Below are 12,092 nucleotides of genomic sequence, written 5' to 3' on the forward strand. Positions count from 1 at the left end.
CCCTGAAACAAGCGCAGCGCGCAAGGATACTTATTTGCGCCCGAACAGTCTTTCAACATCAGCAAGCTTCAATTCGATATAGGTCGGGCGCCCGTGGTTGCATTGGCCGGAGCCGGGCGTGCGTTCCATTTCACGCAATAGCGCATTCATTTCCGCCGCGCCAAGATGGCGTCCCGCGCGCACCGAATGGTGGCAGGCGAGAGTCGCAAGCACATGATCGAGGCGCTTTTCCAAGGGCGCCAAGGCGCGCTCGTCCTCGCAAAGCGTGGCGGCGAGATCGCGAACGAGGCGCTCCGCATCGCCGCATTTCAATGCCGCGGGCATTTCATGAACCACGACCGCGCCCGGCCCAAAAGGCTCGACGACAAGGCCGAATTCCTTGAGCAGCGGGGCAGCATCCTCGATCCGTCCGACATCGCCCTGTTCCATCTCAACGACCGCGGGAATGAGCAGGGTCTGGCGCGGAACGTCCCGACCCGCACGCGCGGCTTTCAGACGTTCATACACAAGGCGCTCATGCGCTGCATGTTGATCGACAATCACGATCCCGTCGCGGGTCTGGGAAACAATATAAGTCTCGTGGATTTGCGCCCGTGCCGCGCCGAGTGGAGAATCGATATCTTCTTGCGCAATCTCCTGCGCATGAGGGCGTGTATCGGCCGTGCTTGTCTCACTGAGGAGCGCAAGATCCGCAAAGACTTGCGCCGCCGGCTCAGAGACACCCGGATAGGCCGGAGATTTTCGCCAATCCCAATCGGCGGCGGGTGAAGGAGTCCGGGGAAATGCACTCTCCAGGTTACGGCGCCCGGCGATAAGATCGAGTGCAGCCGCGCCATGAGAGGGAGTTGCGCGATGCAGCGCGGCTTGCAGCGACTGCTTCAAGGCGCCGATCAGAAGGCCGCGCACGAGGCCGGAATCGCGGAACCGCACTTCCGCCTTTGCCGGATGCACGTTGACATCGACCTCGCGCGGATCGCAATGGACGAAGAGGACGAGCACCGGATGCCGCCCTTGCGGCACATAATCCATGTAGGCCGCGCGCACCGCTCCGGACAGCAGCTTGTCGCGGACCGGCCGTCCGTTGACGAAGAGATATTGCGCCTGTGCATTGGCCCTGTGCCAGGTTGGCAGGCCGGCATAGCCGGCGAGCGAGATATTTTCCCGCATGGCCTCGATCGGAAGCGCATTGGCGCGAAATTCCTGACCGACGACATCGGCGAGCCTTGCAAGCAGGCTGTCGTCCTCGCCGCAAGCGAGAAAATCGAAACCGGCGGTCTCCGTGCTGGCAAAGGTGAAGCGCACCTCCTTGTGCGCCATCGCCAGGCGATGCAAAGCGTCGGCGCAGGCCCTCGCCTCGGCGCGATCGCTTTTAAGGAATTTAAGCCGAGCTGGGGTCGCAGCGAAAAGATCGCGCACTTCGACACGGGTTCCCGGCGGCGCGCCACAAGGCGCCACGGGTTTCTTCAGACCTTGATCGACCGTGATATGCGACCCATGCGGCGCACCCTCCGTTCTTGAAAAAATATCGAGCGTGGCGACCGAGCCGATCGACGGCAGAGCCTCTCCACGAAAGCCGAGCGTCGCGATCTGGGAAAGATCGCCCGTCGGCAGTTTCGAGGTCGCATGGCGCTCAACCGCGAGGTCGAGATCTTCGGGGTTCATGCCAGATCCATCGTCGACGACGCGGATCAGGGCGCGGCCGCCGGATTCAATGGCAACATCGATCCGCCCTGCGCCCGCATCGAGTGCATTCTCGACCAATTCCTTCACCACGGCGGACGGCCGCTCGATCACCTCGCCCGCGGCGATGCGATCGACAAGAACGGGATCGAGACGGCGGATCGGCATGGAATGATATTCCTTAATAAACGCTCGTCCCGCAGAACGCCCAAAGTGGCGTTTCGACGGATGCGGATACCAGCTGCTTCTCACCAGAGGTTGGCGCCCGGCCGCTCAATCTACTCCTTGACGAGAGCGCCGGCGCGCGCAAGTTTCGGCGTAGGAAACTTTTCCAAAGTTTCCTACGCCGAAACTTCTCTTTTGGGTCAAAGGCGGCGCGCATCAGCGGCCGGGGCCCGTGCAAAAGCACGACTCGATTATTCGCGCTTGAGCTTGGCGGCTAAGCGGTCGGCCTCCCGAACGAACGGACTTATCACATCCCTTCCGGCTTTCCCGCCACCGTGACGAGCAGCTTCCCGTCTCCGAAAAGGCGCTTTGCGGCACGTTTGGCGTCTTCCATCGTCACCGCGGCGATCAGCCTGTTGCGCTCATCCAAATAGTCGACGCCATAGTCATCGGTCTGGAGATGCAAGAGCTGGTTTGCGATCTTGGTCGAGGTATCAAAGCGAAGCGCATAGGAGCCAATGAGATATTTTTTCGCCTTGTCGAGTTCTTCCGCGGTCGGGCCGAGCTCCGCGAGGCTCGCAATCTCGCTTTCAATCACGGACATCGATTCGGCGGCGCGCTCATTCTTGGTCGATGTGCCACCGGTCAGCATGGCGGCGTGATCATAGGTGACGAGTTGCGAATAGACCGAATAGGCAAGTCCGCGTTTCTCGCGCACTTCGCGAAACAGCCGGGCCGAGAAAATTCCCCCGCCCAGAATATGGTTGATGACCGTGGCGGCGATGAAATCCGGGTCCTTGCGGGCAAGACCCTCGCGGCCAAAGCGGATGGTCGATTGCGGCACGTCGATCGGCGTGACATGCCGCGTGCCGGCTCCGGAAAAACCGGCTGGCGCGACGGGATTGAGGTCGGCCTTTTCCTGGAGCGGCCCGAAGACATCATCGAGATGGCGCGCGAGCGTCGCCGCATCGATCGCGCCGACGGCGGCGATCTTGAGGTTGCCCCTGGCGAACATGGCGCTGCGCATATCGATCAAATGGCCGCGAGTCAGCGTCGGTAAAGTCGCAAGATCGCCGCGCACCGGCAGCCCATAGGGATGATTTGGGTAAGCGATGGCGCGGAAGCTTCGGCTGGCGACGAAGTCGGGCTCATTCACCTCGCGTCTCAGACCGGCGGCGATCTGGCTCATGACCCGTTCGAAAGGCTCGGTGTCGAGACGCGCTTCGGTCACCGCCAGCCGCAAAAGCTCGAAGGCGCGCGCGCTATTCTTCGACAGGGTCTGCATGCGGCCCGTCAAAAGATCGCGATCGGCTGAAAAGGATATTTCGATCGCATCCTCGTCGAGGGCGCGATGAAATGCTTCCGCATCATAGGGCCCCGCCCCCTCGTCGAGAAGGCCCGCGAGCAAGGTCGCGGCGCCAGGCTTTCCGATCGGATCCTGGGAGGCTCCGCCCTTGAAGGCAAATTCGAGGGCGACGAGAGGAACCGCGTAATCCTCGACAAGCCAGGCTTCGAGGCCGCCCTTCGAGATAACCTTCTGCACAGCCGATGCACGGGAAGGCGTTTCAGTACGGGCGAGCTGGGTCATGTCATTGTTCAAGAGTTTATTCCACTTAACTCGGAGGAAAGCCTGCGTTCAGCACGCGATCTATGCGCTTAGCCCGACGCTCTCCGTCGTTTGCGGTTCGGCGGGCAGTAGGAAGCCGGTCACGCTGCGTCTCTTGTCGAGCCAGCGGGCCGCCTTTTTCACGTCCGCGGCGGTCACAGCCTCGATTCGATCCGGCCATTGCGCAACATCCTCGATGGCGAGGCCGGTCGCGAGCGAGGCGCCATACCAGCGCGCAAGCGCCGCCTGATTGTCCTGCGCATAGATCGCATCGGCAATGAGGCGGGTTTTGGCGCGATGGAAATCGGCTTCATTGACGCCTTGCGCGGTGACGCGTGCGATCACCGCGTCGATCGCCGCATCGAGGCGTTCAAGCGTAACCCCCGGCGCGGGCATTGCGTAGACATAGAACCGGGTATCGTCGACCGCGGTCCCCTGGTAATGGGCGCCCGCCGCCACCGCGATTTTGTCTTCCATGACCAAGGTCTTGAACAGAAGGCTCGTCTGGCCGCCGCCGAGAAGGTGCGCGAGAACTTCGAGCGCCTCCGCCTCGCCGGATGCGGCGGTCTTATAGGACGGGACCAGAAAAATGGTTTGATGCGAGGGCTGCTCCACCTTCTCATCGGCAAGCGTCACGAGACGATGGGCCCGCGGCTCCGGTTCGCGCGGACGCAGGCGCTTCGGCGGTTCGCCGCGCGCCGGGACCGAGCCGTAATATTTTTCGGCGAGCGCAATGACGTCCTTTGCCTCGACATCGCCGGCCACGACAAGGATCGCGTTTTCCGGAGTGTAAAATCGGTCGTAATAGGTAAGGGCGTCGATGCGGTCGAGGCTCTCGATTTCATGACCCCAACCGATGATCGGCTTGCCGTAGGGATGCTGGGTGAAAAGCGCCGCTTGGACGGCCTCGTTAAGCTGGTCCGAAGGGTCGGAATCGGTCCGCATCCGCCGCTCTTCAAGAACAACATCGCGCTCGGGCGCCACAACCTCGTCGGTCAGGACGAGGTTCTTCATCCGGTCGGCCTCATATTCCATGCAGATGTCGAGGTGTTCCTTGGCAACGCGCTGGAAATAGGCGGTATAATCGTTCGAGGTAAAGGCGTTTTCCTGCCCGCCGATATCGGCGACGAGCTCGGAGAATTTGCCCTGCGGATGGTTCTTCGTGCCCTTGAACATCAGATGTTCGAGGAAATGCGCGATTCCCGATTTGCCCAGCGGATCGTCGGCGGACCCATTGCGATACCAGATCATATGCGTCGCAACCGGCGCGCGGTGATCCGGAATGACGACGATATCGAGACCGTTTGCGAGCTTGGCACGCGTAATCGCCGGGCCGCCAGGCTGGGTCGGCGCTTGCGCCGTGGGGGTGAGAGAAACCGGGTTTTGTACCACCACCGCTTCGCCAAAAGACATTCGATCCATCCGCTTTCCAGACGTTTCATCGCCTCAAGCTAACGAGCGGAGGCGCCTGACCGCTGCCGTCCGCTGTGCAGGGTCCCGGACCGAATATAGGATAGAAATTTGAAAAACAGCACAGATTTAATCTGGCGGCAGCAACCACGGCGAGGACTCCCGCCAGCCCGGTCCAGGTCAGGCAAACGCCGGTTTTACCCGCCCCGCTAATCGATCGAAGATTTGTGACGCTGCGACCGGATAAAGGCTTGCGGATCGGCGGAATCGGGCCGGTCCTTGGGGGCTTCGACAGTTGCTTTGGCGACACCGGTCGCTTTTCTGTAGCCTGGCGGGGGCTCGGTCAGAAATTTCCGCGACGGCTCCGGTCCTGGCTGAATAACGTCCGGCTGGGCGCCAGTGACGGCCGCTTGAAGCGCTTTCCAGGGGGCATAGAGGCAGATCGGAGTGCCGGCGCCGGCCTGACAATCATTGCCGCCGCCGGGGTTCGAAGGTAACGCCGCGCGGCCCTGCTGCTGCAATTCGGTCTGGGACATCTCGACCCGCGAATTCGGATTGATCTGGGGCGCGGGCCTGCGCGAATCCATGGCCCGGCGACGCTCTTCGACCACGTGCGGGTCGACGGGCCAGGACGGATCGCGAACGGTTTCCTTCGGCGGGGGCAGATCGATGCGGGGCGGAACCACAATCGGCGCCCTGGCGCGATAATCGATCAGGTCCTGTTCCTTGTCGAACTGCATGCCCACGAAGCCGAGCACCGAATTGAAAGGGTTGGTGTCTTCTTCCGCGTGGGCCGGGGACACCGTGGGCCCACTCAAGGAGAGGAGCGCCGCCGCCGCGGTCGCCAAGCCGAGTCTGCGCCACAAAACCATGTCGAAGATCATCACGTCTATCCTCTTCAGCCCTGGGACGCGTCGCGCATCCGGCTTGCGTTGAATCCTCGGTGGATTTCACGCCCGGTCTTTTTGGTCGGCGTTCGGGGCTTTTTAGAGGCAGATCAGCGGCAAAACCTCATCATTGCGGGGCCGCCCCGCCGACCTCGCCGGATTTTCTTTGCGGAAAGAGCGAATCATAAATCAGCAGGACGACACCGGCGACAATCGCGACATCGGCGAGATTGAAGACGTACCAAGAAAAGGTACCGATATGAAAATGATAGAAATCGGCGACGAACCCGTAGGCCAGCCGGTCATAGGCATTGCCGAGCGCGCCACCAACGATGAAGCCAAGCCCCAAGGCCGTGGTCTTGGTTGCTGACCGCCAAAGCCAGAAACTGAGGAAGGCGGTGGCCGTCAGGGCAATCAAGAGCAGACCAAACCGCTCCATTGCGGTTTGGGCGCGCAACAGTGAATAGGAAATGCCGGGGTTTTTGGCATAAATCACGTCAAAAAAAGACGTCAACCGGATAGGCTGGTGCGCCTCGATGCCAAATATAAAGATAAGCCAAAGCTTGTTGGCTTGATCAGCTGCAAGCGTGGCGCCCGCCGCTAAAAAGCCAAGGAGGCGAGCACTCATGGCCACCGTCCCAGCGCCTGTAGTTCCCGCAAGGCCTGCGCGTCGCGCGGCGTGACGCCGGGAAATTCAGGATCGGCTCCGACCAGCGGAGAAATTTTCCAGGACCTGGCGCATTTTCTTCCTTCGGCGCGCGCGCTTACGACCGCGACACCTTGGATGTCGTCCAGCCGGAAGGCGTCGGCCGGTCCCTCGCCGGCCTCGATGCCGATATTCGAGGTGATGCAGATTTCAGCGAAATCCACGGAGGCGAGAATGTCGCGCAGGCCGGCATCGACAATATACACGGTTGGCGCGGCTTCGAGCGAAGAACCGATCCGCTTCTGGGCCCGCTCGATCTCCAGGGCGCCGGTGACAACCGAGCGGACACGGCGAATCCGCTCCCATTTTTCCGCAAGCGCATCGTCACGCCAGGAAGCCGGCACGTCCGGAAATCCTTCGAGATGCACCGAGACGGCTTCGGGGTAGCGAGATAACCAGGCTTCTTCCGAGGTGAAAACAAGAATAGGCGCGAGCCAACATGTGACGCAGCGAAAAATTTGCTCGATGGCGACGAGCGCGGCACGGCGCTTCTCGCTCGAGGGCGGATCGCAATACAGCGTGTCCTTGCGGATGTCGAAATAGAAGGCCGAAAGATCGCTGTTGAGGAAGGCCGAGAGTCGCGCGACGACACGCTTATAGTCGAAGCGGAGGTAGGCATCTCGGATCTCGCCATCCAATTCGGCAAGACGATGCAGCATGAGTTTTTCGATCTCGCCCATCGCCTGCCAGCCTGTTGGATCGGCGGCATCGTAATGGGCAAGCGAGCCCAGCATCCAGCGGATCGTATTGCGGAGTTTCCGGTAGGTCTCGACGAATGTCTTCAGGATTTCCGGCCCGATGCGCATATCGTCGGAATAATCCGAGGCCGCCACCCAGAGGCGCAGAATATCGGCGCCGGCATCCTTGATCACGCTTTGCGGCGCAACGACATTGCCAAGCGATTTCGACATTTTCTGGCCCTTCTCATCGAGAACGAAACCATGCGTCAGAACCGCGTCGTAAGGGGCGCGGCCACGCGTGCCGCAGGATTCCAGCAGCGAGGAATGGAACCAGCCGCGATGCTGGTCCGAGCCTTCGAGATACATGATTTCGTCCTGGCCGCCATCGCGTATGCGATCTATGCCGGCAAGGCCTGGGAAATGCTTCCGATCATCAAGGGTAAAGGCATGGGTCGAGCCCGAATCGAACCAGACATCGAGAACATCGTCGATTTTTTCGTATTTTTCCGGATCGTGTTCCGGCTCGAGAAAACGCGCGGCCGCGCCTTCCGCGAACCAAGCGTCGGCGCCCTCCTGTTCGAAAGCATCCGCGATGCGTCGATTAACCTTGTCGTCGAGAAGGATTTTCTTCGTATCCTTGTTGACGAAGATCGCGATCGGCACGCCCCAGGCGCGCTGGCGTGAGACGACCCAATCCGGGCGATTGGCGATCATGCCGGTGATGCGGTTTTCGCCGGCGGCGGGATACCATTTCGTAATGGCGATCTCGCGCAGCGCGATCTCGCGCAAAGTGAGTGCATTTCGAAGTGCCCCCTCATCCTGAGGAGCGTGCGCAGCACGCGTCTCGAAGGATGAAGAACCGGCACTTGACCCCTCGCCCTTCGAGACGGCGCCAGCCAAGTCGGGCCTGCCCGACTTGGCCTCTGATGAACCAATGTCGGCTAAAGCCGACATTGGTTGCGCCTCCTCAAGATGAGGGGTCTCGATCACCTTATCGAGTGCAATGAACCATTGCGGCGTGTTCCGAAAAATCAGCGGCTTCTTGGAGCGCCAGGAATGCGGATATTGATGTTTTAATTTTCCGCGCGCCACGAGATTGCCGGCCTCGATGAGGGCCTTAATGACCGCATCATTGGCGTCGCCTTTGTTGCCTTTATCGTCGATGACGCGGCGGCCGGTGAACCCCGGCGCTTCTTCGGTGAAGAAGCCGTCGGCATCGACGGTGTAGGGGATGCGCGTGTCGATGCCGCATTCAGCAAGAACGCGGCCATTCGCCATCCAGATGTCGAAGTCGTCGCGACCATGGCCCGGCGCGGTATGGACAAAGCCCGTCCCGGTCTCGTCGGTGACATGGTCGCCGTCAAGAAGGGGAACCTTGAAGTCGTAGCCGGCGAATTCTATCCCAAGCTTATCGTTGGCTAACGGGTGCGCGCATTCGCCAGCGGACAATATCGTCGGATCGATGGTGCCAAGCTGCTCGTATCCCTCAACGCGAGCGGCCTTGAATACCTCGGGCGCTAGCTTCGCAGCGAGGATATAAGTCGCGCCAACTTTCGCCCAGTTGTCCGCAGATGCCTGCGTTACGCGATAGAGTCCGTACACGATTTTCGATGAAAAACAGATTGCACGATTGGCAGGGATCGTCCACGGGGTAGTAGTCCAAATGACTACCGAAGTTGGAACTAACTGATCACCAACTGGAGAGAGCTTACCAAAATTGTTCCACTCGACTTTGTGCCAATCAACGGTACGACCTCTCCCTACCATTCGGCATGGAAAGGCGACCCATACCGCATCGCTGACATGATCCTCATATTCGACCTCGGCTTCCGCCAGCGCCGTCTTCTCGACCACGCTCCACATCACCGGTTTCGAGCCGCGATATAGGGTGCCGTTCGCCGCAAATTTCATGATCTCGCGGGCGATCTGAGCTTCGGCGGGATAGGTCATCGTCAAATAGGGATGGTCCCAATCCCCGGTCACGCCGAGCCGCTTGAATTCCTCTTTTTGCACCTCGACCCAATGATCGGCGAACACCCGGCATTCGCGGCGGAACTCGTTGATCGGGACGGCGTCCTTATTGCGACCTTTCGCGCGATAATTCTCCTCGATCTTCCATTCGATCGGCAAGCCGTGGCAATCCCACCCCGGCACATAATTCGAATCCTTGCCGAGCATCTGCTGGGAACGGGTCACCAGATCCTTGAGGATCTTATTCAGCGCATGGCCGATATGGATATTGCCATTGGCATAGGGCGGCCCATCGTGGAGGACGAATTTCGGCCTGCCCCGCCCAGCCTCGCGCAGGCGTCCATAAAGATCGATCTCCCGCCAACGGGCGAGCAGCTCCGGCTCCCGCTTCGGCAAACCGGCGCGCATCGGGAAATCGGTTTGCGGAAGATAGAGGCTCTTTGAATAATCCGGCGCGTTCTCCGCGTTATTGACGGGAGTGTCCGTGGCCACCTTCGTCTGTTCGTTCATTTCATTCAGGCCTACGCGAGCGCGGCGCGGCAAAGCCGCTGGTAAATGCAAAGCCGCATGGATGGATTCGACGTCCCCCCGGCCAAGCGCTCAAGCGCGGGCCGGGCCCATAATTCGCCGAAAACGAGGGTCGGTCTGTGTGGCCATACATGCGTTCTAGCAACTGTCGCGCGCCGAATAAAGCCTTTCGAAATGGCTTGTTTTCAACCGAAGGTGCGCGACGCCCGCCAGAGGGTCCATTGCCGGCGCCATTGTGGAAGCTCTATGACGGTTTTGAAAGGATCGTAGGCGGGCTTTTCCATCAGGCGCAAATAAGGTTCGCAGAGGGAAGCGGCCAAAAAGGCGGGACGGGACTTGGTTGGCAGGCTGCGAAGCCGGGCGTCAAAAATATCGAGATGGTTGCGGGCGACCGCGCGCATGCCCGCGAGCGCCGCCATGACCGCGGGGGAAGCACGCCCCGTCATGACATCGTCGAGGTCCGCACCCTGCCCCTGCAAAATCTCAACCGGGACGAAAACCTGCCCACGCACACTATGCCAAGGCAAAGCCCGGAGCAATCCGGTGATCCCGAAGGCGATCCCCGCGTGATCGGCCACGCCAAGACCAGCACCGCCCTCCTCGCCGTCCAGGATCAGCGCGGCAAGCTGAAAAAGATTTGCGGATGTGGCCTTCGTGTAGGTTTCGAGCGCCTCGATCGATTCCATCGGATCGTCGTAAAGATCGCGTAGCCGTGCATCGATCAATTCAAGAAAGAGCGGCTTCGGCAAATTGAAACGCTCGATCGTATCGAGCAAGGCTGCTGCGACGGGGTTGGCCTTCGCATCCTCCGACGTGGTCCCCTCCAGCGCGTCCCGCCACCACTGGAACCGGATTTCTCCCAGCATCGGCTCCGAGACGACTTCGCGCGCGCGGGCGATCTCGAGGCTGAAGGCGAAGACGGCGTGGACATGCCGCCGCGCTTGCTGTGGGATGAAAAGGCACGCCAGCCACCGGTCGACATCGTCGCGGCGCAACAGCCGATCGCAATAGGCATAATCCTGATCGCCCGCGTGGCTCTTTGATTCACTCATCACGGCACGGCCAGAAGCGCTGCCGCAACCCGGCGCTTCTCGCCGAGCAGGATCGAATAGGTCCGTGCAGCGGCTCCGGTCGGCATCGGCTCGGCTCTTATATTGGCCTCACGGAGGCGCTGGCGTATTTGATTCGACAAAGGCACGAGCTCCAGCCCGGTTCCGACCAGAAGATGTTCGATGAGCCCCGGCGGTTCACCAAAGACCGCGTCCAGCGATGCGACATCGATCTCGGCCGGGATGACCGGAGCCCATGCTAAAATTCCCGAAGGCAGGGCGAGTATGGAACCGCGATGCGACATTCCGGCGAAGCGAAAACCGCCTGCTCCGTATCCTTCGATGGCATGGATGCCCGGCAGGAAGCCGGCATATTTCGGCTCGACCATCATCGTTTTACCCGGGCCATTTTTTGTCGCTTTTTCATCTCACTCTATCAAACAGTCTCAACGCTTTTTAGGCTCTGGGTCCAGCGCTCGTTGGCTTTTGTCCAAGGGAGTTCAACATGATATATTGACAACCAAGGAGAATCCGCGCGCCCGACCGAGGCACGTTTCTCCCATGTTTACGAATTGCTTTTCGGTTCGCTGCGAATTCCAAACGGCAGGTTTGCATGTCATGAATGACACCCCGCACAAGGTTTCCCCAATCACCATTGCCTTTTGGGTCATGATGATTAGCGCGACGACTCTCGGTGAGACGGGTGGAGACCTATTATCAACAACATTGAACTTCGGCTTCGGGATGAGCACGGTTATATTTTTCGGGCTTTTCGCTTTCATTCTCGCGGTGCAGACCGCTTTGAAAGCCTATAGCCCCTTCATCTTTTGGACGATCCTCGTTGCGAGCAACTCAACCGCCACGACATTGTCAGATTATTTCGTCCATACTGTTGGGTTGGGATATGCCAAGGGCTTGCTGGTCTTGGCGATCGCCCTAGCATGCTTGCTGGCACTGTGGCGATTCACCTTTAGATCCGGATCGGCGGCCGCCATCACCAAACCAAAAGACGAGATATTTTTCTGGGTCACCGTGCTCTTTGCAAACACGCTCGGAAACGATCTCGGGGATCTCTTATCCGATCGACTTGGCTACCAAAGTAGTTGGCTTGTCGTTGCGGCTTTGCTGACTGCCATCCTCGCCTTTTACCGCCTGACGAACATCTCGCGAAGCGTTTTGTTTTGGCTTGCGTTCGTCCTTGCCCGTCCGATGGGCACGACCTTGGGTACGCTGCTCACGAAAACCAATGAGAATGGCGGCTTCGATCTGGGGACGGTCGGTCCTTCATTCGTCCTCCTGTGTTTCCTCGTCGGCTGCATTCTGATGACACGCAAATATCGGCCCGATGCGATCGGGGCCTAGAAATCCTCAGCAGCTGTTTGTGCCCTGGCCAAAAGGACGGGGGACCAT

General features: G+C 60.0%; 9 protein-coding genes. 1 reads left to right on the forward strand and 8 read right to left on the reverse strand.

Translation table 11 applies throughout. From position 1 onward, the window contains the following. Positions 1 to 30: 30 nt before the first annotated feature. The 8 genes from CU048_05065 to CU048_05100 form a co-directional block, all read right to left on the reverse strand. Entirely contained in the window at positions 31 to 1,848 is a 1,818-nt protein-coding gene (locus tag CU048_05065; GenBank protein QBR70753.1) for a DNA mismatch repair endonuclease MutL, read from the reverse strand. A gap of 304 nt (positions 1,849 to 2,152) precedes the next feature. Continuing rightward, positions 2,153 to 3,433, reverse strand: a complete 1,281-nt coding sequence (locus CU048_05070; GenBank protein QBR72672.1) for a peptidase M16 — start codon at positions 3,431 to 3,433, stop codon at positions 2,153 to 2,155. Between the two features lie 60 nt (positions 3,434 to 3,493). Next, positions 3,494 to 4,864 (reverse strand): peptidase M16, encoded by a 1,371-nt coding sequence (locus CU048_05075; protein ID QBR72673.1) that lies wholly within the window; start codon positions 4,862 to 4,864, stop codon positions 3,494 to 3,496. Positions 4,865 to 5,070: 206 nt separating this feature from the next. Then, positions 5,071 to 5,745 carry a hypothetical protein gene (locus CU048_05080; GenBank protein ID QBR70754.1) on the reverse strand — a complete coding sequence of 225 codons (675 nt, stop codon included), beginning with the start codon at positions 5,743 to 5,745 and terminating at the stop codon, positions 5,071 to 5,073. 130 nt (positions 5,746 to 5,875) lie between these two features. Next, entirely contained in the window at positions 5,876 to 6,376 is a 501-nt protein-coding gene (locus CU048_05085; GenBank protein ID QBR70755.1) for a signal peptidase II, read from the reverse strand. Further along, positions 6,373 to 9,615, reverse strand: a complete 3,243-nt coding sequence (locus CU048_05090) for an isoleucine--tRNA ligase (GenBank protein ID QBR70756.1) — start codon at positions 9,613 to 9,615, stop codon at positions 6,373 to 6,375. Before CU048_05090 ends, CU048_05085 begins: the two co-directional genes overlap by 4 nt. Positions 9,616 to 9,818: 203 nt before the next feature. Beyond that, positions 9,819 to 10,685, reverse strand: a complete 867-nt coding sequence (locus CU048_05095; protein ID QBR70757.1) for a phytoene/squalene synthase family protein — start codon at positions 10,683 to 10,685, stop codon at positions 9,819 to 9,821. Beyond that, positions 10,685 to 11,071 carry a hypothetical protein gene (locus tag CU048_05100; GenBank protein QBR72674.1) on the reverse strand — a complete coding sequence of 129 codons (387 nt, stop codon included), beginning with the start codon at positions 11,069 to 11,071 and terminating at the stop codon, positions 10,685 to 10,687. The genes CU048_05095 and CU048_05100 overlap by 1 nt, the downstream gene beginning before the upstream one ends. Between CU048_05100 and CU048_05105 the strand changes: the two genes are divergently transcribed. Beyond that, positions 10,968 to 12,044 carry a hypothetical protein gene (locus CU048_05105; protein QBR70758.1) on the forward strand — a complete coding sequence of 359 codons (1,077 nt, stop codon included), beginning with the start codon at positions 10,968 to 10,970 and terminating at the stop codon, positions 12,042 to 12,044. The genes CU048_05100 and CU048_05105 overlap by 104 nt on opposite strands. Positions 12,045 to 12,092 lie beyond the last annotated feature (48 nt).

It is taken from the genome of Beijerinckiaceae bacterium, assembly GCA_004564215.1.
GTDB lineage: Bacteria > Pseudomonadota > Alphaproteobacteria > Rhizobiales > Beijerinckiaceae > Methylocapsa.